Annotated in this window: 17 protein-coding genes; 2 read left to right on the top strand and 15 right to left on the bottom strand. The window is 54.5% G+C overall.

The features are described from left to right. Nucleotides 1-20: 20 nt before the first annotated feature. The 14 genes from DVH26_RS04785 to DVH26_RS04720 form a co-directional block, all read right to left on the bottom strand. Nucleotides 21-971: an ROK family protein gene (locus tag DVH26_RS04785; protein ID WP_239631695.1), complete on the bottom strand. Its 951-nt coding sequence runs from the start codon at nucleotides 969-971 to the stop codon at nucleotides 21-23. Nucleotides 972-1,096: 125 nt separating this feature from the next. Beyond that, entirely contained in the window at nucleotides 1,097-1,783 is a 687-nt protein-coding gene (locus DVH26_RS04780) for a copper homeostasis protein CutC (protein WP_239631693.1), read from the bottom strand. Then, a complete protein-coding gene (locus DVH26_RS04775) occupies nucleotides 1,780-3,264 on the bottom strand; it encodes a M17 family metallopeptidase (RefSeq protein WP_239631691.1) in 1,485 nt (494 codons plus the stop codon). Before DVH26_RS04775 ends, DVH26_RS04780 begins: the two co-directional genes overlap by 4 nt. Before the next feature lie 288 nt (nucleotides 3,265-3,552). Continuing rightward, entirely contained in the window at nucleotides 3,553-4,542 is a 990-nt protein-coding gene (locus DVH26_RS04770) for an ABC transporter ATP-binding protein (RefSeq protein WP_275590449.1), read from the bottom strand. Then, nucleotides 4,539-5,534 carry an ABC transporter ATP-binding protein gene (locus DVH26_RS04765; RefSeq protein WP_239631689.1) on the bottom strand — a complete coding sequence of 332 codons (996 nt, stop codon included), beginning with the start codon at nucleotides 5,532-5,534 and terminating at the stop codon, nucleotides 4,539-4,541. The genes DVH26_RS04770 and DVH26_RS04765 overlap by 4 nt, the downstream gene beginning before the upstream one ends. 14 nt (nucleotides 5,535-5,548) lie before the next feature. Beyond that, nucleotides 5,549-6,460 (bottom strand): ABC transporter permease, encoded by a 912-nt coding sequence (locus tag DVH26_RS04760; RefSeq protein ID WP_239631687.1) that lies wholly within the window; start codon nucleotides 6,458-6,460, stop codon nucleotides 5,549-5,551. An 11-nt stretch (nucleotides 6,461-6,471) separates the two neighbouring features. Then, nucleotides 6,472-7,398 (bottom strand): ABC transporter permease subunit, encoded by a 927-nt coding sequence (locus tag DVH26_RS04755; protein WP_239631685.1) that lies wholly within the window; start codon nucleotides 7,396-7,398, stop codon nucleotides 6,472-6,474. 108 nt (nucleotides 7,399-7,506) lie between these two features. Next, a complete protein-coding gene (locus tag DVH26_RS04750) occupies nucleotides 7,507-9,105 on the bottom strand; it encodes a glutathione ABC transporter substrate-binding protein (protein ID WP_239631683.1) in 1,599 nt (532 codons plus the stop codon). 103 nt (nucleotides 9,106-9,208) lie between these two features. Next, nucleotides 9,209-10,222: an asparaginase gene (locus DVH26_RS04745; protein ID WP_239631681.1), complete on the bottom strand. Its 1,014-nt coding sequence runs from the start codon at nucleotides 10,220-10,222 to the stop codon at nucleotides 9,209-9,211. 57 nt (nucleotides 10,223-10,279) lie between these two features. Further along, nucleotides 10,280-11,437 (bottom strand): ROK family transcriptional regulator, encoded by a 1,158-nt coding sequence (locus tag DVH26_RS04740; protein ID WP_239631679.1) that lies wholly within the window; start codon nucleotides 11,435-11,437, stop codon nucleotides 10,280-10,282. A 399-nt stretch (nucleotides 11,438-11,836) separates the two neighbouring features. After that, nucleotides 11,837-12,673 (bottom strand): carbohydrate ABC transporter permease, encoded by an 837-nt coding sequence (locus DVH26_RS04735; protein WP_239631677.1) that lies wholly within the window; start codon nucleotides 12,671-12,673, stop codon nucleotides 11,837-11,839. A 14-nt stretch (nucleotides 12,674-12,687) separates the two neighbouring features. After that, nucleotides 12,688-13,626, bottom strand: a complete 939-nt coding sequence (locus DVH26_RS04730) for a carbohydrate ABC transporter permease (RefSeq protein ID WP_239631675.1) — start codon at nucleotides 13,624-13,626, stop codon at nucleotides 12,688-12,690. Nucleotides 13,627-13,698: 72 nt separating this feature from the next. Continuing rightward, the gene (locus DVH26_RS04725; RefSeq protein WP_239631673.1) at nucleotides 13,699-15,009 is read right to left on the bottom strand and encodes an ABC transporter substrate-binding protein; all 1,311 of its coding nucleotides are present in this window, start codon (nucleotides 15,007-15,009) and stop codon (nucleotides 13,699-13,701) included. Nucleotides 15,010-15,502: 493 nt separating this feature from the next. Next, nucleotides 15,503-16,630, bottom strand: coding sequence for a GntR family transcriptional regulator (locus DVH26_RS04720; RefSeq protein WP_239631670.1), 1,128 nt, complete (start codon nucleotides 16,628-16,630; stop codon nucleotides 15,503-15,505). Between the two features lie 181 nt (nucleotides 16,631-16,811). Here DVH26_RS04720 and DVH26_RS04715 point away from each other — a divergent pair, with 181 nt between their 5' ends. Then, nucleotides 16,812-18,383 carry an SWIM zinc finger family protein gene (locus DVH26_RS04715; RefSeq protein WP_239631669.1) on the top strand — a complete coding sequence of 524 codons (1,572 nt, stop codon included), beginning with the start codon at nucleotides 16,812-16,814 and terminating at the stop codon, nucleotides 18,381-18,383. Further along, nucleotides 18,380-21,334 carry a DEAD/DEAH box helicase gene (locus tag DVH26_RS04710; protein ID WP_239631666.1) on the top strand — a complete coding sequence of 985 codons (2,955 nt, stop codon included), beginning with the start codon at nucleotides 18,380-18,382 and terminating at the stop codon, nucleotides 21,332-21,334. The genes DVH26_RS04715 and DVH26_RS04710 overlap by 4 nt, the downstream gene beginning before the upstream one ends. 77 nt (nucleotides 21,335-21,411) lie before the next feature. Here DVH26_RS04710 and DVH26_RS04705 read toward each other — a convergent pair whose 3' ends face one another. Then, on the bottom strand, nucleotides 21,412-21,801 hold the full coding sequence (locus DVH26_RS04705) for an iron chaperone (protein ID WP_239631665.1): 390 nt from the start codon (nucleotides 21,799-21,801) through the stop codon (nucleotides 21,412-21,414). Between the last annotated feature and the right edge of the window lie 68 nt (nucleotides 21,802-21,869).

The following is a 21,869-nucleotide window of genomic DNA, read 5'->3' as shown; positions in this document are numbered from 1 at the left end:
AAACACTCAAATCTTAGTTATCAGGATGTATGAAATAAAGCTGCCGCGCCGATAAGACCTACATCGTCCCGCAAACCGGCGGGGACAATTTCGTAAGTGCCCCGGTAAGGCTTCATAACGAGCTGCTCCGTCTTTGCCTTCAGTGCAGGGAAGAGCAGATCGCCCGCTTTGCTCACGCCGCCGCCGATGACAATACGGTCAGGGTTGAACGTATGGACCGCATTCGCCAAGCCGAGCGCCATGTAATGAATCGCCCTGTCAACGACTTCAACGGCAACCGGGTCCTGCTGTTTATACGCCTCGAACACATGCTTGGCCGAAGCCGCTTCATCCTGGGATGCCGCCAATTCTGTAATGAGGGATGACCTAGTCTGCATTAGCTGCAGCGCCGCGTCCCGGATCGCCGTACCTGAAGCGAACGTCTCCCAGCAGCCGCTGCTTCCGCAGCTGCATTCCGGTCCGTTAGGATCGATAATATTATGGCCAAGCTCTCCGGCGAAGGAAGACGTGCCCAACAGCATCTTGCCGTCCAGTACGATCCCTGCTCCGATGCCGGTGCTGAACGTGACGTATACCATATTCTCGGAGCCTTTGCCCGCTCCCCGGACATATTCGCCCCAAGCTGCCGCATTCGCGTCGTTAACTACCTGCACCTCGACGCCGAGTGCCTCTCCCATCCACTTCTTCAATGGAACGTTGTCCCATTCCGGAAGATTGGTGCCATGCAGCACGATGCCGTCCCGGCTGTTGACCGCGCCCGGCGAGGCAAGACCTACTCCCGACAACGTACGGCCTTGGGAGACGGAGCGGATCATCTCAACCATCCTCTGGACGACTTCTTGCGCCGTGCGCGCATTCGCGGTTTCCATGCGTTCGCGGTTCAGAATCTCGCCCTTCGAATCGAACAGCGCCGCCGCGATTTTCGTCCCGCCGAGATCTATTCCTACTACATAATTATCTGTGGTTTGCAATATGATTCACCTTTTTTCAAATCTGTTATAAGTGCGAGTTCCAAAGGTTATAAAGTCCAGTGTCAGAACCTCGGCAAAAGCATCCTCTTGGCCTTTCAAAGCCCGAGCGTGCCTATAAACAAAATTTATTGATGCAGACTGTCGGATAACGCCCGCAGCTGTACGGGATCGATAGGCGCCAGTCCAGCCCGGCCGACACGAACGGCCGATCCGAAATGCACTTCGCTCACCCCGGTTTGCTCAATAAAAGCTTCAACGGTTTCCGGTGTCAGGCCGTTGCCCGCCAAAATGCGCAGCGAGCTGCCCTGCGACGCTTCAACCAGCTTCTGTATCGCCGGCACCGATTGCGGAGCCGGCTTCAACCCGCCGGAAGTCAGCACGCGGGTAATTTGCGGGTAGCGCATGAGCGTCTGCAAACCGGCCAGCTGATCCTCCAGCTCATCGAACGCCCGATGGAAGGTCACTTGCATCCCCTTCGCATGAGCAAGCATCGCTTCCAAAGCTTGCTCATCAATCCGGCCATCTGCCGTCAAAGCGCCGACAACAATGCCGGCCGCTCCCGATGCGGCGATAGCCTTGATCTCGGCAATCATCGTCTCCAGATCATGGCTGTCGTAGACAAAAGACCGGCTGTGCGGCCTGACCATGACATGAACCGGTATTTGCACGGACCGGACAACGTGTTGGACCAATCCGATACCGGGAGTCAAACCGCCTTCGGTCATTGCAGTAATTAACTCCAACCGATCGGCCCCGTTCTCTTCAGCTCTTAGAGCATCGTCTATACAAGTGGCGATGACCTCCAGTATCATTGCGAAACCTCCCGATCTCCTGCAGTATGTTTCTCGGAGTACTGCACCGCATAGTCCGCGAGCAGCCTTGCTCCGTATCCGGTAGCTCCTACCTCGGCATAGCCGACGTCCTGCTTGTACTGCACGGTGCCGGCCATATCGATATGCACCCAGCCCATCGATTCGGCTACGAAGCGCCGAATGAACAACGCCGCTATAATCGCGCCTGCGAGCGTCGAAGTGCCGACATTGCGGAGGTCGGCATAGCTGCTGCGCAGCTCCGATTCGTATTCGTCCATCAGAGGCATCGGCCACAGCCTCTCCCCATTGCGCTCGCCGATCTCGGCCAGGCTGCGCGCCATGTCCGCATCGCCCCAGATGCCGGCGATGCCCAGGCCAAGGGCGTCCCCGACATTGCCCGTCAGCGTGGCAATGTCGATGGCTTGCGCTGCGCCGAGCTTGGCAGCGTGAAGCAGCGCGTCGGCCAGCACGAGCCGGCCCTCTCCGTCCGTGTTCGCAACCTGAACGGTCAAGCCGTTCGGGTAGCGGATGACGGAGGACGGCAGCGTCGCGCGGGCGTCGGGAAGATTGTCCGCGACGGCGATCAGCGCAGTCACGCGGACCGGGGCTTGCTGCCGGACAAGGATGTCCATCGCGCCGATAACGGCAGCCGCGCCGCCCATATCCATCCGGGCGTCGCTAATGTCTCTGCCCGTCTTCGAGTTCATGCCGCCCATGTCGAAGGTGATGGCTTTGCCGACCAATGCCAGCATAGGCGCATCCGCGGCGGAAGCCGCTTCGTAGCGAAGCTCTATCAACGCTGGAGCGTGCTTGCTGCCCGCTCCTACGGTAATCAATCCGTTCATGCCGCGGTCGGTTAGCTCTTGACCGCGGTATACATGGATGCTTACAGGCCGGTCCTTGAACAAATCAAGGGTCCATTGGACGAAAGCATCCGGGTTCAATGTATCGGGCGTCTCATTCACCCAATCTCTCGTCAGATTGGTGCCCTCCGCCCGATGAAGGGCGAGCTCGACGACGGCCTCCATCTCGGTGCGCGTCAGCTCGACCCACTCTTCCGAGCGAAGGATGAGCTCGACATCGCCCTGGATTTTCGTTGCGCTGCGGTATTTATCGAACCGGTACAGGCCGAGCAGCCAGCCTTCGATCCAGGCTTGCAGCCACGCTGCAGCCGCTTCTTTGCCATTCTGAGCGGCGGCAGCGGACGAGGCCCTGACGAGCGCTCCGCTGCTCCGTCCTTCCTGGAGCAGTGCGCGAGCCGCAGCACCGCCTGCGCGGCGGACCCGCTCCAGCGTTACGCTGCGGCGCTCGCCCATTCCTGCGGCGAGAGCATCCCGCTCGCCTTCCGACCGGCCGTACAGCCAGGTCAGCGTCCCCGGCCGCTTGCGGCTTTCGCCGATCGGATAAGGAAGCGATTCTCCGGCATAGGCCGGATGAATGAGGACGTCCGGCGATTCGGACTTATCGAGTGTAATACGCATAGCGATCCCTTCTTCGGCAATAAGATGAGGCTCCCGAGGAGCCCTAGGCTTGTTGTGATGCCCAAAAATGCTTGAAATTCCCCAGTATACTCCAGTGGAATATCTCTCTCCGGCCACTGTTGAAATCCATAAAACTTGATTAGATTTATCGGTATTTTTAAGGATTTCAAAGGCGGACGCTACCGCTCCTCCGTGAAATACTCCACCTGCATACATGTTGAATTTCTATAAAAAGGGCAACCCCAACACCCCAAAGCTCCGACGGAGCTTTTAAACTGAACCGTCTACTTACTGGCTCTTCATAATCTCTTCGTCGTACAAATGGCAAGCCACTTGATGGCCTGGCTCGACCTCCCGGAATACGGGCTCCTTCTGCTTGCACACTTCCATGCAGGACGGGCAGCGGGTATGGAACCGGCAGCCGGACGGCGGATCGACCGGGCTCGGCAAATCGCCCTTCAGAATGATCCGCTCCTTCTTCAAGGTCGGATCGGGAACCGGCACCGACGATAGCAGCGCCTGCGTATAAGGATGAAGCGGACGATCATACAGCGTGTCCTTGTCCGCTGTCTCCACCAGCGTCCCCAAGTACATGACGCCGATGCGGTCGCTGATATGCTCTACGACGCTCAAGTCGTGGGAAATAAACAAGTAAGTAAGTCCGTACTCTTCCTGCAAATCCTGCAGCAGGTTCAGCACCTGCGACTGAATCGACACGTCCAGAGCCGATACCGGCTCATCCGCTACGATCAGGCTCGGGCGTACGGACAACGCCCGTGCAATGCCGATCCGCTGCCGCTGGCCGCCGCTGAACTCGTGAGCGTAGCGCTCGGCATGGACGCTGTTCAGACCGACGGTCTCGAGCAGCTCCCGCGCCAGCTTGTCCCGCTCCTGCGGGCTGAGCTTCGTATGAATGAGCAGCGGCTCGGCTACGAGATCCTTTACTTTCATTCGCGGATTAAGCGATGCGTACGGATCTTGGAACACCATCTGCATATCCTTGCGGATCGGCCGCATTTGATTATCGTTAAGGCGGCTAATATTTTGCCCGTTAAACCATACTTCCCCGCCGTTCGGCATCAACAGCCGGGTGACGAGACGCCCCGTCGTAGACTTGCCGCAGCCGCTCTCGCCTACAAGGCTGAACGTTTCTCCTCTGCGGATGGCGAAGCTGATGCCGTCTACCGCGCGCAGCGATTTGGTTGTACCGAACCAGCCCTTTTTTATCGTAAACGATTTCTGTAATCCTTTTACTTCAACCAGCGGAGTCTCCATCATGCGCTTTCTCCTCCTTCCGGCTGCGTCAACCAGCAGCGGCTTTTGCGCTCCGCTTCCCCTTCGATCGGCAGAAGCTGCGGCTCCTCGGTAAGACATCGTGCCATCGCATGAGGGCAGCGCGGCGCAAACTTGCAGCCTTGCGGCATGGCGCTCAAATCCGGCACATTGCCCGGAATGGACTCCAGCCGGCGAACCTTCTGCCGCAGCTTCGGCACCGAATGAATAAGCCCCTTCGTATAAGGATGCTGAGGCGTTTCGAACAAATCCTTCACCGACGCCTCTTCAACGACGCGTCCGGCATACATGACGACGACCCGGTCGCACATTTCAGCAACAACCCCGAGATCATGGGTGATGAGCAGCATTCCCATGTCCTGCTCTTCCTTCAGCCGCTTCATCAGATCGAGAATTTGCGCCTGGATGGTTACGTCCAGCGCCGTCGTCGGCTCATCGGCGATCAGCAGCTTCGGGCTGCAAGACATCGCCATCGCGATCATTACGCGCTGCCTCATTCCTCCGGACAGCTGATGCGGGTAGTCGTTCACCACTTCCTCCGCCCGGGGAATCCCTACTAGCCTGAGCATATGAATGGCATGCTCTTTTGCTTGCTTTCGGCTGTATCCAAGATGCAGCATAATCGGCTCTTCGAGCTGTTTGCCGATCCGCAGCACCGGATTCAGCGACGTCATCGGCTCCTGGAAAATCATCGCCAGCTCATTGCCGCGGAACCGTCGCATCTCTTTTTCCTGAATCCGAGTCAAATCCGTACCTTCAAAAAGAACAGCGCCTCCGCTAATCCGCCCCGGCGTATCCTTGAGCAGACGCATGATCGACAGGGAGGTTACGCTTTTGCCGCAGCCGGATTCGCCGACAAGACCCAGCACTTCGCCTTTATTTATATGAAAGTCAACGCCGGACACCGCCATTACGCTGCCGCCATCGCGTCGAAACTCCGTTTTCAATCCTTGCACATCAAGCAATCTAGGCGTCACGGTCTGGCCCCCCTTTAATTTTTCGTCTTGGGATCAAGAGCATCACGCAGTCCGTCCCCAACCAGGTTAAAAGCAAGTACTGTCAAAAAGATCGCCGCGCCGGGAATATACACGATATGCGGAGCAATGCTCAAATAGTCGCGTCCCATGCTCAGCATCGCGCCCCAGTCAGGCTCGGTCGGCTTCGCGCCCATGCCGAGAAAGCTCAGGGAGGATGCGGCCAAGATGGCACCGCCGATTTTCATCGTCACATTGACGATCACGCTGGAGAGAGTCTCCGGAAAAATATGCTTCCATATAATACGTCCGTTTTTGGCACCCATGGAACGTGCCGCTTCTACGAATAACGTTTCTTTGGCCGACAGCGTAACGCTTCGGATAATTCTTGCAAACGACGGCGTGCCGAATACGGCTACCGCTATGACCACGTTGGACAAGCCGGGACCCAGAATAGCCACGATCCCGATGGCGAGCAAAAGATCCGGAAACGAGAACAGCACGTCGCTGCTTCGCATGATGAGCCGGTCCAGCCATCCGCCGTAATAGCCGCTGAACAGCCCGAGAACCGTTCCGCATACCGCCGCGATGAGCACGGCGCTCAAGCTGACCGACAAGGTCAACCGGGTGCCTGCGATAAGCCGGCTTAGAATATCCCGGCCGTACTCGTCCGTACCCGCCCAATGCGAGGCAGACGGAGTGGACATCAACGCGTCGTAATCCGGCTCGTTAGGATCGAATGGTGTCAAGTAAGGCCCGAACAGGGCGATAATGAAGAGTATAACGATGAAAATGCCTGCAATGAGCGACAGTCTTTGCTTACAGAACTTTCGGAAAAATACCGCTGCACGGCCTTTGGTCCGTCCCGCCGCAAGCGTCTCTCGAGGATCGGAGGAACCGGCCCCTGCCATCGTCGGATTGTTGTTCATAATATCCCCTCCTAATTCGACGCATACCGGATTTTCGGATTCAGTACACCGTACAGCATATCGACGATCAGATTAATAAGTATGAATTGGGTGGCAAACAGCAGCAATAGCGCTTGAATGACCGTGTAATCTCTAAAAGCGATGGAGTCGACCAGCAGTCTTCCGAGTCCCGGAATACTGAATACGGTCTCTACCATGACGGAGCCGCCCAGCAAAAATCCGAACTGAAGTCCGGCAACGGTGACGACTTGAATCAAGGAGTTGCGCAAGGCGTGACGTCCGACAACGATAGTCTCGCGAAGACCTTTCGCCCGTCCTGTCCGGATATAATCCTCCCGCATCGTTTCCAGCATCGAAGCTCTGGAAAAGCGCGCCAGCATCGACATGATGCCCGCTCCTAGAGTAAGCGACGGAAGCACGTAGGAGCTCCAAGAATCGATCCCCCCAGTCGGGAACCAGCCGAGCTCAACCGAAAAGATTTGAATCAATACAAGCCCGAGCCAAAAGCCGGGAACGGAAATACCCGATATCGCGGTCAGCATCCCTGCATAATCCGGCCAGCGGTTACGGTTGACCGCAGAGATCGTGCCGATGACAAGACCGATGATAAGCGCCCAGCCGAGACTCGTGAACGTCAGGATGATCGTCGGCATAAAGCGGCTTTGCAGCATATCCGAGACCGGCAGACCGGAACGCAGCGAGTTACCCAAATCCCCTTGCAGCAGATTGCCCATGTAGTTGATGTATTGCTGCCAGAGCGGCAGATTCAGTCCGAGCTGCTCGCGAATGCCGTTGATCTCTTCCAGCGTAGCGTCCTTGCCGGCAACAAGCCGGGCCGGATCGCCGGGAATTAAGTGGATGAACATGAAGACCAGTACCGATACGACAAACAGCAGCGGGATTACTCCCAGAAGCCTTTGTAATGCATATCTGCCCAACTCGTGAGCCTCCCTTCATTCGAAAACGTAAAGAACAGGGGCCGCTTCTTTAGCAACCTGCAGAAACGGCCCCGATATCATTTCATGACTCTCACATGATGGCTCTTATTATTGCTTAATTTCCGCATCGCGAACGCTGATGGAGCCGTCCGGAAATGCTTTCACGCCGTTTAAGTAAGCTCTCTTGCCTGTGATAACCTGATCAACACCCATGAATGCCCATGGAGCGTCTTCCCAGATTGTTTTTTGAATATCGGCGTAGATGGTTTTCGCTTGCTTCGGATCGATCGATTTGTTCGCGTCGGCGATCCATTTGTCTACGTTGGCGTTTTTGTAATATGCCGTGTTCGATCCCGCAGGAGGGAACATTTCGGAGCTGAACAAGCCTCTTGTTGCGCCGTCCGCATCGCCGGAAGACGGGGACCAGCTTACGTACCACATTTGGATTTTAGCTTCTTGAGGCGTTTTCGCCGAGTTTATTTGCTGCGACAATGTGCCGCCTTCCATCGATTTCACTTCCAGCTTGATGCCTACAAGAGCGAGCTGCTGTTGAATGAACTGCATGCCTTTCATCGTTTCGGAATCGTTCTCGCCCCAGATTTCAGCGGAGAAGCCGGTAGGATAGCCTGCTTCAGCAAGCAGCTTTTTCGCTTTTTCTACATCGTAATCGTAGCCGGTTTGCTTGGAATAATATTGCGTTTTGGACGACATTGTGGAATCGAGCTTCGAGCCGAGACCGGATTTAACGACTTTAATATAAGCTTCTTTATTAATAGCGTAGTTGATTGCTTGACGAACCTTTACATCGTCGAACGGTTTTTTCATTGTATTCAGCGTTACGTAACGAACGATTGTGGAATCGATCTTGTCTACAACGATATCCTTCTGTCCTTGTACTTCGGATACTTGCTCGGTCGGCATCGGATAGATGAAGTCCGCTTCGCCGGTTTTGAGCATTGCGATACGGGAACCGTTCTCCGGAACCGGCTTGAAGGTAATGCTGTCAACCTTCGGCAAATCCTTTTGCCAGTAGCTCTCATTTTTCACGACAACGAGACGGTCGCCTTGCACCCATTCCTTAAATTTGAAAGAACCTGTACCTACCGGGTTTTTCGCGATATTCTCGCCTTGCTCCTTCAAAGCTTTCGGGCTGACCATAAGGGCCATAGCCATTTTGTTCAGGAACGCGTTGTACGGCTCGCTCAATGTAATGACGACTGTTTTGGCGTCAGGAGCTTCTACTTTTGTTACTTTGGCAAAGCTTTTGCGCAGCTTCAGGTTGTTTTTCTCGTCACGGATGCGATCCAGGTTGACTTTTACCGCTTCAGCATTGAAATCGGTACCGTCGTGGAACTTGACGTTCTCTTTCAATGTAAACGTGTAAACCAGACCGTCTTCGCTGATTTTGTGGGACGCGGCCAGCACCGGCACCACGTTCATGTTCTCGTCGAAGCCCATCAAGCCTTCATACATCGTTCTTGCGCCGCTGATCGAGTGGGTATCGCTTGCGTTGTGCGGATCCAGCGTAATGAAGTTAGCGTTGATGGCGATCACGACATCTTTATTGTTTTTGGAGACCGCCTTGGTGCCTTCGTCTTTGCCGGCGTTCGCATTGTCCTTGCCGGCGTTGCCTCCACAGCCCGCTGCCACGATCGCAATGATCAGCATCAGCATGAGTGTGGACCAAGTTTTTCCTTTAAACTTCATTTGTTTCACTCCCCAAAGTATGTTGTATTAGAATCGCTCCGCGCCCCCAGTTGCTTACATGCAGGATTGGAGATTATTCTCTTGAGTAAAAATTTGCGCAGGATCAAGCCTTCAGCTGAAAAACCGGCTTGCGCTCTCCGACGAGCGTTCCTCCATCATTGACGATGGCATTGGGAACGAGCTTGTACAGCCGGTCGATCGTATCCTGGTTGTCATAGCCGAGACGCTCGAGAATCGTGGCGATAATGCACGGCCACACCTGCTCGGAGCCGTCGGATACTTTCAGCGAAATGCCCAGCCGTTCCTTCCTCAAGCCGATGCCGTATACACCTTTGGCTCCGCCCTTGGCAGCCAGGTTCGGATCCTTGAGCAGCTCCGAGCAGACGAATCTCGTATCCGCGATCATATCGGGATATTCGTTCATCAGCTTCGCCATTCTCGCCGCGGCATCCCGCGTTTCGGCATCCTCAATGAGATCGGGACAAGCCAGCTTCAGGAAGGAATATGCGATTTTGTGCAGCGGAAGCGCGAAGATCGGGAGGCCGCAGCCGTCCACACCTTGCGGAATCGAAGCTTCCGGCACCTCGGCGATATAGGCCAGCGTCTGCACGATTTCCTTCTGAACCGGATGCTCCGGATCGTAGTACGTGTGCTCGTCCCAGCCCATATGCTTGGCCAGAGCGATCATGCCGGTGTGCTTGCCCGAGCAGTTGTGGAAAATTCTCCGCTTCGCCTCATGGGCCCGGTGCCGCTCCGCCTTGGCATCTTCATTGAGCGGATACGTTGCGCAGCAATGAAGCGTCTCCTCTTCAATGCCGGTCTTCTGCAGCATCGTCTCCAATGCGTCGATATGAAACGCTTCACCCCTGTGGGATGCTGCAAACAGCGCCGTTTCATGCCCCGTAAGCCCGTACACCTCATCGATCTTTCGTTTCATGGCCGGTATCGCCTGGAACGGCTTGGCCGCTGACCGCAAGAACGTCATATGCTCCGGATCTCCAGCCGAGTACAAAACCTTGCCATTCTCATCCACGATGGTGATTGCCCCGTAGTGTACGTTCTCCAGCACACCGCCGCGGTATTCTTCAACTAATGGCGTAAAGCCAACATTGCCCATGGTGTTTCCCTCCCAATTGTGCCTTGCTGCATTCAACTTCACTATGATTTCACTTCATTATTCAAGCGCGAAAAAACAATTTTGAGACATCAGTCCCGAACCGATCACAACGCCCTGCTCCTGCAGCTCGGAACGTATAATGCGGAACGATCCGCGCAGCGGCTCCCAAACGAATCTGGTGAAGCAAAGGTTCCCGACTTCCTCATAAATTTCCGGAAACTTGTCTGCCAGCTCGCCGCTCAAGATTACCGTGTCCGGGTTGTACATGCAGACGATATTGTTGATCGTAATGGCCATGTACATCAGGGCGCGGTCGATCAAATATTCCGCCCACCGTTCCCCTGCCCGTCTTGCTTCGAAAAGCTCCTCGATGGAGCGGACCGGACGCATTTTGTTCGCTTCCGACAACAGCGAGCTGATATTGATGTAGGTTTGCAGGCATCCCGCTTTCCCGCAGTCGCACATCATGCCGTTCGGATCGATCGTCGTATGTCCGATTTCCCCGGCGCTGTTCGTTTGGCCCCGGTAAATCTCCCCTTCGATAATAAGCGCTGAGCCTACGCCGTTACCGAAGCCGAGCAATGCCGTCCGTTCGGAGCCTATGGCGGCGCCTTTCAAATGCTCGGCCAGCGCCTTCACCTTCAGCTCGTTGTCCACCGCCACGTCATAGCCGGTAATTTCCTTCAGCCGCTTGGCCAGATCGACATTTTTCCAGCCGAGCTGGACGGAGAAAATGACGACTCCGCTATCATTGTCGACAATTCCGGGAAGCCCGATACCGACGCCGATCAGACGGCCGCAGTCGATGTCGTTCGATTTCGTTAACCGGTCGATCTCAGCGCCGATGCGAGCGAGCGTAACCTCCGCGCTTTCTTCCGGAGAGCGGGGATAGTTGCCGCTCACAACGACATTCCCCTGCAAATCTACAATGCCGATATTGATTTGATGGCGATCCAGCTCGACGCCGACAGAGAGCACCGCAGCATCTACCATGGCAAGCAGCGTCGATTTCCTGCCCAAGCCGGCGGATACTTGCTCCGTCTCCAACAGGTACCCTTCTTCGGTCAGCTCCGCTACGATGCGGCTGATAGTAGTAGGACTCATCCCTGTCTGCTTGGCGATGGAAGCGCGGGAGATCGGCTGCTGGTTTTTGATGATCTCAAACACGGTGAGCCGGTTTTGCCGCTTCATAAAATCTTGATCGTGCTTTTTCACTGTCCATCTCCCCATTATTTTCACCAATGAATTAAATACTGACAATTCCTACGGATTTTGAATGGATTTCATGTAGAATGTTAAGATATTTTGTTGTTTTTTCAATTATATTCTCCAGTGATATTAATAATAATGGATACCCTTAAAAGATGTCAATATAAATAACACCATTGCAAATTATGAAAATAATTATGAAAATGAAAGCGATTGATTCTACAACGAATCTATTAGAACGTTTCATATTTCACATGAATGTTACATGAGAGAGCTTTAAACGAAAAAAACACCGTCCAAAGTGCAACGGTGCTGATCGAATCTTTTCATTTGAATGCAGTTACCTTCCTTGATTCTCCAGGCTTTATTGAGGCAATATACAGTACAGCGTAATATAGGAGCGCATCACCCTTTGATCCCGCTAAACGTAATCCCGCTTATAAACGTTTTCTGAAGGAAAAAGAACAGTACGATTACCGGCAGCACCATCATAGTGGATACGGCCATCATCATGCCCCACTCCGAGCCCTTTTGACTCTGGAACTGCTGCAACCCGAGCGACACCGTGTAGGAAGGCTCATTGGTCAAGTACAACAGAGGGCCGATGAAATCCGTCCAGCTTGCCATGAATTGAAACAACGCCACAGCCAGGACCGCCGACTTCGCGAGCGGAAACATGATCTGAAGATAAATACGGAACTCGCTGGCTCCGTCTATACGGGCCGCTTCACGCAATGCGTCGGGCAGCCCGAGGAAAAACTGCCGCAGCAGAAAGATATAGAATGGCACTCCGAAAAATTGAGGGATGATGAGAGGAAGTGAAGTGCCGACCCAGCCTAATTTGGTGAACAAAAGGAAAAGTGGGATCATCGTCACTTGTCCGGGTATCATCATCACCGCTAGAGTAGCGGCAAACAACAGACCGCGCCCGCGCCACTCCAGCTTGGCAAAGCTATAAGCAACCAAGGGGCAGGAGATAATAACGCCGATCGTACTGCATACGGTAATGACCGCGGTATTTCGCAAATAGGTCCAAAAAGGGATATAGTCTACGGCACGGGAATAGTTGCTCCATTCAAACGGCCGCGGAATCCACTCCGGGGGAAACGTGAAAATTTGCGTAAGCGGCTTAAGGGACGTCGATAACAGCCAAATGAACGGAACGATGAAAAAAATCGAGGCGGCAATCAGACAGCAATGAGCCAGAATGCGATGCACTCTTTTGACAACGATAGGATTCATGCTCTTCCCCCTCCTTATTTGCCCTGATAATGAACCCAGCGTTTGGATGTTACGAAGATGACGGCCGTCAGCCCCATCACGATCACGAATAAAATCCACGCCATCGCCGAGGCGTAGCCCATTTTAAAATATTTGAATCCGTTCTCATATAAGTACATCACGTAAAATGTCATGGAGTTGGCAGGGGTTCCCTGGCCTTTCGTCATCGTATAAGGAAGCGTGAATTGTTGAAACGCACCGATCGTTCCCATGACCAGGTTGTAGAAAATCACCGGCGTCAGCAGCGGCAAGGTGACCGATTTCGTCTTCTGAAGCCAGCTGGCCCCGTCGATTTCGGCCGCTTCATAGTACTCATCCGGGATGTCTCCCAATCCGGCCAGATAAATGACGACGGCATGACCGATCCCCCAAAGCGACATGAGAATAAGGGAAGGCTTGGACCAGGCTTCCCCGCTAAGCCACGGCGGCCCGTCGATACCGATCGCGGATAGCATTCCGTTAACCAAACCGAAGTTCGGATGCAGCAGCCACATCCACAGCACGGCCATCGCTACTTGGGGAACCAGGGTGGGCAGGAAGTAGATCGTTCGGTAAACAGCCATGCCTTTGACCTTCATGTTGAGCATCATCGCAAGCGCCACTCCAAAAAATATGCTTAGAGGGACGAAAAATACGGCAAAATACACCGTGTTGTAGATCGATTTCCAAAACAAAGGATCGCGGAAAAGATCGATATAATTAGTCAAGCCTACATATTCACCGGGCTGCAAAATGCTGTAGGTGGTAAAGCTGAAATAAATCGACATGAGGATCGGAACCGCATAAAAGCAGAGCAGGCCCAAAGCCCAGGGCGAAGCAAAAAGCCACCCCGTCCAGTTGGTCCGGTGGAACGATCTTCGTTTGTCCGCTGCAGGAACGATGTTGGCATGAGCCTGATCAACCAGTTTCGCCATGTACATTCTCCTTCCGAATCATCATACGCCGACAGGCAAGGAGAAAGAGTCTCCCCCTGCCTGCCGCACGGCTTATTTATATTTTTCCAGCGCTTTGTTGACCGTCTCCGTCACTTTGTCCAGATTCTCCTTCGGGGTTCCTTTGCCGCGAGTGGAGTTTTCCGTTGCCGACGCCAGCTCGTTCCACAGCAGCTGCCCTTCCGGTATGACCGGGCGGTTGTGCGAGTTAGGTAAAATATTGATGAATTCCCTCATTATCGGATCATCCTTGTAGCCGTATTTGATGTTTACAGAATCGATAACGGCGAAATCGGAGTTGGCGTTAACCAGATACTGCCCCTCCTCCTTGCCCAGAAATTCGAGGAATTTCCAGGACGCTTCGACGTTCTTGGCGCCTTTCGGGATAATAATGGAGCCGCCGCCAGACCAAGTCGTAAAGTTCGTTCCTGTCGGAGTCGGTATCGGCGTAACCCCATAGTTCAAATTGGGCTTGAATTTCTTGATGCCCGCAATCGTAAAGTTGCCGCTTATCTTCATGCTGATTTGGCCGGAGATGAACGGGTCCATCTCTTCCGTACCGGCTGCGCTGGTGAAGCCGGCAATGTCCTCGACGTTGTACTTTTTGCCGAAGTCCGTCATCCACTGCAGCGCTTCAACGACTTTCGGGTCGTTAGCCGTAATTTTGCCCGTCGCCGGATCCTGGAACTTCCCTCCGAACGACCATCCCCATGTATACAGCCAGCCTTGCGAATACCAGGGAATGAAGCCGATTCGTTTAAACCGTTTGCCTTCCTTGATCGTCAGCTTCTCGGCGGCCGCTTCCAGCTCGGCGATGGTCTTCGGCGGCTTGTTCGGATCAAGCCCCGCTTCCTTGAAATGGTCCTTGTTGTAAAAAAGCATCCGGGAATCGGTATCGATCGGAATCGCGTACAGCTTTCCTTTGTAGCTCGACTCCTCCCATACGAACGGATAGTATGAGCTTTGGTTAATTCCGGATTGCGCCGCCATGGCGGATAGGTCCGTCAGTGAGTTTTGCGACGCCCAGGTCCCTACCTTAAATCGGTCCAACAGCGCCATATCCGGCGGATTGCCTCCCGCAACGGCGGTCAGCAGCTTCTGGTCGGCTCCCTCGTTGGATTCGGTGTAAACCAGATTGATCTTGATCGTCGGATTTTTCTCCTCAAACGCTTTCACGACTTTTTGCATATTGTCCAAATCTATCGAAGTAAGACCGTGCCACAGGGTGAGCGTGACTTTCCCCGAAGCGTCCTTAGAGGGAGTGTCTGCGCCCCCCTTAGCTGTTGGAGAGCAAGCGGATGCCAAGAGCGAAAACATAAGAAGAGACAACAGTGCCAGAAATACGGGTTTGTTCGTTTTTCTCATGCCAATATCCCCTTTCACATGGATTTGTCGATTCCGTAGCCTACTTGCAAACATCGATCCATCTCCGATGAATCGCCGCCCTATAAGCATCCCGCTAAGAAGTGAGTATAAGAGTTAACGATGCAATGAATGGATGCTGTTCACCGCCAAGCTGAAAGCGCTTCAACAAAATGCAAACACGGACATCCAAATAAATAACGTAAGAGCACCCCCCAGCATCATTTACAGTAAATTACATCATGTGCGTATAGTTAGTATATTGATATGACCTTTAACATGTCAATTTCATTTTCATGACATACTAAGCTGCGACAAAGGGAAATAATGTCACTTTTTTTGAGTATCCCGTCCTTTTCACGCATTGGGGGCAAGGAGCGAATAGTCCTGAAAAATGGGACGGACGGCAGTCGTTGGACAGCAAAAAACGCCTTATTTCGCCGGAAATACGGCATAAAGGCGTTTTGGATTGGATCTGTACGGATTGCAGCCGGCTTTATCGGCCGTCTTTTACAACCAAACGGTGTTCAATAATTTTACGTTCCGGAACGGTCTCTCCGTTCAATTGCGAGACGAGCATATCTACCGCCTCCTGGCCCATCCGCTTCTCATCCTGCTGAATGTGAGTGAAGATCGGCTTTCCCAGACTGTCGTTGAGGGAGTCGAAGCAGGCAATCTCGTATTGCTCGAGCGGCAGTCCCATCGAATCGATAACCTGAGCGAGCATGGTCGCAATCAGAAATTCCGACGTGACGAAGGCTCTGATGTCGGGATATTGCACCAAAAACCGTTTCATCATCTCCTTGTCCCCATCCGTCTCCCTACCGTTCTGATTCATAGGGAGCACGCTCTTGAAATTCGTCAGGCAGTAGTCCTGATTTAGCTTCAGCCCTTCGAGCGTACAGGCCAGCGTATACCCGTACAGCCTTTCCTCCAAGGTCGGCGTGTTCTCCACCGGTGAGGACAAATAGGCGATTTGATCGTAGCCTCGCTTGATTAAGGACAGCGTGAGATCCATCGACGCTTTCTTGTTATCCGTATATACGGAGCATACCGGAATCCCCTTCAAATACCGGTCGGCCAATACAACCGGAAATTTGTCCAACACGAGACGGAGCAGCTCGGAATTGTAATGCTCGCCGTGGATCGGAACCACGATCAGCCCCTTGACGCCGAGATGGACGAACAAGCGGATCGCCCGCTTCTCTTCCTCCCTGCCGCCGTAAGTCCGCTTAATAATAAGATCGTACTGAAGCTCAGCGCACCGCTCCTCCATCGACCGCAGCAGCTGCAGGCCGAATTCGTCGGAAAAATTAGGAATAAGAAGACCTATAACCGGTCTGTCCTGCTCATCCGGGGCAAGGCTCAATCTTGGTTCCGAATGGTGCGGCGGTCCAACCTCTGGTGTGCTTCTGTCGGTTACAAAAGAACCTTTTCCTTGAATGCGCCGGATGATCCCTGCATCGGCCAGCTTTTCCAACGCTTTCTTGGAGGTGATTCGGCTGACGCCGAACCGTTCGGCGAGCTCTTTCTCGGAGAATACGCGCTCACCCGGCTTCAACCGCCCCTCCTCAATCTCTTGGACAATAAACATATAAAGCCGCTCATATAAATGTGCTTCCATTTCGACCCACCCTAATTATTTTTGCTAATATACTAAGTATATCATCAGATAGGCAATTCGTAACCTACAATGTAAAGTTTTTCTCTTTCATTCCTCTTCTTTTATGAAAATATCGAATTTTTGTTCGTATCGATCTATAATGGAAAGATACCATTCTTTTGAGGGAGCAAGGAGCTTGGCTATGAGTTTATTCGCTGCATTAAACGATGAGCAGTGGTCGGAGCTGCTGGAGCAAGTGGCTTCCGCCTTTAATGAAGTGACCCTCAGCCGGGGGTTCAATTATTTCAAGCAACAGTACGTGGTGAAGCTGAGCGCTTCCGAAGATCGTGTGATCCAGGCGAGGGTGACAGGCACGGAGGATTATTCGGTTACGCTGAATCTAAATAAGTTCAAATCCAGCTACTGCACTTGTCCTGTCCAAACCTGCTGCAAGCATCTTGCTGCGGTACTAATGGAGCTTGCCGACCGGTTAGGCTATCCGGCAACCCAGATCGTGAACGCCAAGCAGCATGTGAAGCGGACCGCTTCCGTACCGAAGCCCGAACCGGGATCGGAATCGGCAATCAAGGGATTGCCCGGCAAAGATATTGCCGGCTGGCACGAATTCCTTGAGCAAGCGACAGCCTATATCCGGCCGCCCAACGATCAGGGGATTTATGCAGATATGCTGAAGCATCGGCTGCAGATGATCCGGAAGAATTCGACTGCTTTATCCGAGGTGGACTGGATTTTTTTCGAGCTGCACCAGATGCTGTTCATTTTGTACAAAATGAAAAACGGCGGCGTTCAGAGCAGCGCCTCCTTCTTCACCTCGTTCGCACTGCACCGGATGTACGACGACATTCAGACGTGGCTGAAACAGAAATCGGCCCAGCTTCGCTTTACCCACTCCAGGGAGCGGCTGGAGCAAACGTTAGCCTATATGAGACAGCGTATGGCGGAAGAAACCGGGCAAGCTTATTTGGACTATGGGCTGTATACGTCGCTGTGGAAGCACTGGATAGCCTCCTCTCCCGATGCCGATGATTGGGCTTCCCGGGAAATCGGGGAGATGGAGCAGGTGCCGTCCGATTCGATGTCAGCCTCGCTTGCAGCGGCCAAAGCTTTCCTGTACCTGCATCAGTCGCAAAGCAAGGAAGCCTGGGCGGCTGTGGAAGCGATAGGACCCATCAACAAATTGCAGCCCAGCTTGCTGCTTCCTTTCCTGAATCAGCTGGCCGGTTCCCAGAGCTGGGACGGACTCGCGGATTGGTTAACTCGAACCTCCGCCGCCTTTTACGGACGAAATTCCTCGGAGCTCGGCGCCTATATGGGGTACTGGAGGGCAGCCATCGAGCATGCTCCCGATGCGGAGCCGGCGATGTGGGACGCTCTGGAGGAGATGATGCCCCATTCGATCCGGATTATTGAGGACCTGCTGTACGAGCAGCATAAGTGGAAGCCATGGCTGGAAATGCAAATGGTGCAAGGCCACGATCCCCTGTACCACCGAGTCAGCGTACTGCAGCCGATCGAGAAGGAAGCGCCGGAGCTGCTGCTGCCCTATTACCATCAAGCGATCGAGCATTATGTCACCCAGAAAAACCGTCACGATTATAAGCTGGCGGTCAAATTGCTGAAACGGCTGGAGAAAGTGTACAAGAAGCTGAAGCAAACCGAGCGCTGGGACTTCTTCCTGGCCGGCTTCAGCATACGGAACAGCCGATTGAGGGCGCTGCAAGAGGAATTGAAGAAAGGAAAGCTGCTGCAATGAGCAAACAATGGTATGACATAACGCTGAACGTAATATTGACGGATGGCGGGGATGCCCTGTTGTGGGGACAGCAGAACGGACAAGACGTCCCGGGCGAGAAATTCCGCAAGCTGCTCTTCGCCTGGCACGAGCCGTCCTATTACGGAACGACGCTGGAGCTGCAGCAGGCCGGAGACCTTACGGTGACCGTCCTGCCTGCCGACATGGTGATCCCCTTCTTCGCCGAGCGGAATTTCATGGATATTGTCCGGTGGGAGAACGGCAATGATGGCGTGAACGGGCTGCTCAAGGCCGCCCCGCTCCTGTATAAGGCCGCCAAGGAAGGCCGTTATACGCCGAGCTATAAGTCATTTCGCAGCGGCAAGCTGCAGTGGACATGGGACACCGAAGCCGAGGAGCTGAAAGAAGTGGACTGGGTGGCGCTGCAGCAGCTGGACGTCTTAAGCGATGACCTGAGCGGCTTGCGGTCGGCCTTCTCCGCTACGGTAACCGGGGAGCACTATACCGACGAAGCTTCCATCGCCGATCTGCGCCGCGATTACCCGGCGCTATTGCAGCTGCCGCAGACACCGTCCGCCGCGGCGGAGGCCTTCACGGAAGAAGAGTGGCTCGTGTCGCTTGGCTGGAAGCCGGACACGGCGCCGTTCCGCCCTGCCCTGCAGCTGCTCGAGCCGGATGAGGAGCAGTTCGACTGGCGCCTTCGGCTCGTCCTGCAGGACAAAGGCGAAGGCACGACGCTCGTCCCCGTCCGCCTCGCTGCGGACGGGCATGCATCCGGCGCCTGGGCGGCCGAATGGAGCCCCTACATCCGGGAGCGTGCCCCCGGATGGGCGGCCAGGCTGGCCGCGGCGCTTCCGCAGGCGCGGAGCACCGGCGACAGCGAGCTCTTCGCGGAACCGCTAAGCGACGAAGCCGCTTGGCGGTTCCTGACCGCGGACAGCCGTCAGCTGCTGAACGACGGCTGGAACGTGATGCTGCCGGCCTGGTGGGAGGCGGCATCGAAGCGCAAGCCCCGCCTCCGCGCGCAGATTGCGTCGGAAGCGGGCGGCGGCGGGCGCGGCCAGTCGCTGTTCGGGCTGAACGCCCTCGTCGACTTCGACTGGCGGATCGCGATCGGCGACGCCGATCTGAACGAGGCCGAATTCGCCGAGCTGCTCAGCCGCAAAGAGCGGCTTATCCGCTTCCGCGGCGAATGGGTGTACCTGGACCCTGCGCTGCTCGAGCAGATCCGCAGGCTCATGGACAGCGTCAACCCGGACGAAGGGTTGTCGCTGCAGGATGTGCTCCAGCTGCATTTGCTTAGCGAGCTGGAGCAGGAGCAGCGGCCGGGACCTTCAGCGAGCGGTGGTGCGAAGGTAGGCGATGCGGAGGACGATGAAGAACGGGTCCAGCTGGAGGTGGAGCTCAACTCCCACCTGCTTGCGCTGCTCCGCCAGCTCGGACAGCCGTCCGAATTAACGGAGCTGCCCGTTCCAGCAGGCTTGCATGCCGAGCTGCGCAGCTACCAGCGCGAAGGCTTCACCTGGCTCAGCTTCCTCCGGAAGTTCGGGCTCGGGGCCTGCTTGGCCGATGATATGGGTCTCGGCAAAACGATCCAGTTCATCACCTACTTGCTGCAGCACCGGCAGGAGTCCAAGACTCCGGCGCTGCTCATCTGCCCTATTTCCGTGCTTGGCAACTGGGAGAAGGAAATCGCCCGCTTCGCACCCGATCTGCGGGTGCTGCTCCATTACGGCAAAGGGCGGTTGAACCGCGACACGCTGCATGACGCTATACAAGACGCGGATGTGGTTATCACCTCCTATACGACGGCGCTGCTCGATCAAGAGCTGCTGCAGGAGGTTCACTGGAGCTCGCTCTGTTTGGACGAAGCCCAGAATATCAAGAACGCGCAGAACAAGCAGTCCGCTGCCATCCGCACCCTCAAGGCGGGACATCGCATAGCGCTGACCGGAACACCGATTGAGAACCGGCTGTCCGAGCTGTGGTCGATTTACGACTTCCTCAATCCCGGATACTTGGGGAACTCTCGCGGGTTTCAGCACCGGTTCGCCAACCCTATCGAGAAGCATCAGGATGAAGAGCGCACAGCACAGCTGCAAAAGCTCGTCAAGCCGTTCATGCTGCGCCGCAAGAAGAAAGACCCTGCGATCCAGCTCGATCTGCCGGACAAGCTGGAGATGAAGGTCTACATCAACCTTAGCGCCGAGCAAGGCGCTCTCTACGAGCGGGCGGTCAAGGATCTGATGGAACGGATGAAGAACCTCGAGGGCATCGAGCGAAAAGGCGCCATCCTCGGTGCCTTGACGCAGCTCAAGCAGCTGTGCGACCATCCCGTGCTGCTGACGAAGGAGGACGCGCTGTCCGAGGAGGTCCTTCGCTCCGAGGAGCGGCGGGAAGCGTTCGTCACGCGCTCCGCGAAGCTGGAACGGCTCGTCGCCATGGTCGACGAGCTGCGGGACGAAGGCGACTCGTGCCTGATCTTCACCCAGTACGTCGGTATGGGCCGTATGCTGGCCGATGTCCTCGGCACGCACCGGAACGAGCCCGTGCTGTACCTGAACGGCAGCACGTCCAAGGCGGACCGGGACAAGATGATCGATGCCTTCCAAGCCGCTGACGGCAGCGGCCCCGGCATCTTCATCTTGTCGCTGAAGGCCGGCGGCGTCGGCCTCAACCTGACGGCCGCCAACCATGTGTTCCACTTCGACCGCTGGTGGAACCCTGCGGTCGAGAACCAGGCCACCGATCGTGCCTATCGGATGGGCCAGAAGCGCAACGTCCAGGTGCACAAGTTCATCTCCCTCGGCACGCTCGAGGAGAAGATCGACGAGATGCTCGAGAGCAAGATGAGCTTGAGCGAGAATGTCATCTCGACGTCTGAAGGATGGATTACGGAGCTTTCGAATGAGGAGTTAAAGGATTTGTTTACGCTGAGGCAGTCGTGGTGAATGTGAAAAGAAGCTCAGACCGGGTTGTAGGGTCTGAGCTTCTTTTGCGATGAAGGTGATCATTTAAGAACCTGGCATCATTTCTCCTTTTTCGATTTGCTTGCCGCTTTTTCAAGATTGCTGGCCACTCGATATTTCACGATTTTTCTTATGAGGTCGTAAGGGAGTGGTTGATCGATAGGGAATTGCAATGTCCCTTTCGATTTGTGATATGGCTTTACTTCTTCTTTGAACATTTCAATTCCGCTCGGAGCGGGATAAAAACCGATGTGATTCTTAAAAGCCGCAAAATGCACTAGATTTCCATGAAGCTCGAAGGTAGGCATTTGATAGCTGATCTTTTCCTTCGCATCCGGCGCCGACTCTTTGATCACTTGCCTTAACGTTTGAAGAATATCTTGAATTTCGGGAGTAAAGGTAGATATATATTCATCGATGGATCCATAAGTGATTTTGGTTTCTTTCATTGGGGTGCTTCTCCCTTCACAGTAATAAAACGAAGCTGATTAAAAAGAAGAAAAGAACAACCCTGCTG

Source organism: Paenibacillus sp. H1-7 (assembly GCF_022354825.1).
GTDB lineage: Bacteria > Bacillota > Bacilli > Paenibacillales > NBRC-103111 > Paenibacillus_S.
Note: the sequence above shows the minus strand (reverse complement) of the source record. Positions and strands in the feature narration are given on the sequence as shown.

What these genes read in the sequence shown, in the direction of transcription:
- DVH26_RS04780 (WP_239631693.1), bottom strand. Translation starts at nt 1,783, where the DNA reads ATGATACTGGAGGTCATCGCCACTTGTATAGACGATGCTCTAAGAGCT.
- DVH26_RS04735 (WP_239631677.1), bottom strand. Translation starts at nt 12,673, where the DNA reads ATGAATCCTATCGTTGTCAAAAGAGTGCATCGCATTCTGGCTCATTGC.
- DVH26_RS04720 (WP_239631670.1), bottom strand. Translation starts at nt 16,630, where the DNA reads ATGGAAGCACATTTATATGAGCGGCTTTATATGTTTATTGTCCAAGAG.
- DVH26_RS04775 (WP_239631691.1), bottom strand. Translation starts at nt 3,264, where the DNA reads ATGCGTATTACACTCGATAAGTCCGAATCGCCGGACGTCCTCATTCAT.
- DVH26_RS04725 (WP_239631673.1), bottom strand. Translation starts at nt 15,009, where the DNA reads ATGAGAAAAACGAACAAACCCGTATTTCTGGCACTGTTGTCTCTTCTT.
- DVH26_RS04750 (WP_239631683.1), bottom strand. Translation starts at nt 9,105, where the DNA reads ATGAAGTTTAAAGGAAAAACTTGGTCCACACTCATGCTGATGCTGATC.
- DVH26_RS04770 (WP_275590449.1), bottom strand. Translation starts at nt 4,542, where the DNA reads ATGATGGAGACTCCGCTGGTTGAAGTAAAAGGATTACAGAAATCGTTT.
- DVH26_RS04705 (WP_239631665.1), bottom strand. Translation starts at nt 21,801, where the DNA reads ATGAAAGAAACCAAAATCACTTATGGATCCATCGATGAATATATATCT.
- DVH26_RS04715 (WP_239631669.1), top strand. Translation starts at nt 16,812, where the DNA reads ATGAGTTTATTCGCTGCATTAAACGATGAGCAGTGGTCGGAGCTGCTG.
- DVH26_RS04730 (WP_239631675.1), bottom strand. Translation starts at nt 13,626, where the DNA reads ATGGCGAAACTGGTTGATCAGGCTCATGCCAACATCGTTCCTGCAGCG.
- DVH26_RS04710 (WP_239631666.1), top strand. Translation starts at nt 18,380, where the DNA reads ATGAGCAAACAATGGTATGACATAACGCTGAACGTAATATTGACGGAT.
- DVH26_RS04745 (WP_239631681.1), bottom strand. Translation starts at nt 10,222, where the DNA reads ATGGGCAATGTTGGCTTTACGCCATTAGTTGAAGAATACCGCGGCGGT.
- DVH26_RS04760 (WP_239631687.1), bottom strand. Translation starts at nt 6,460, where the DNA reads ATGAACAACAATCCGACGATGGCAGGGGCCGGTTCCTCCGATCCTCGA.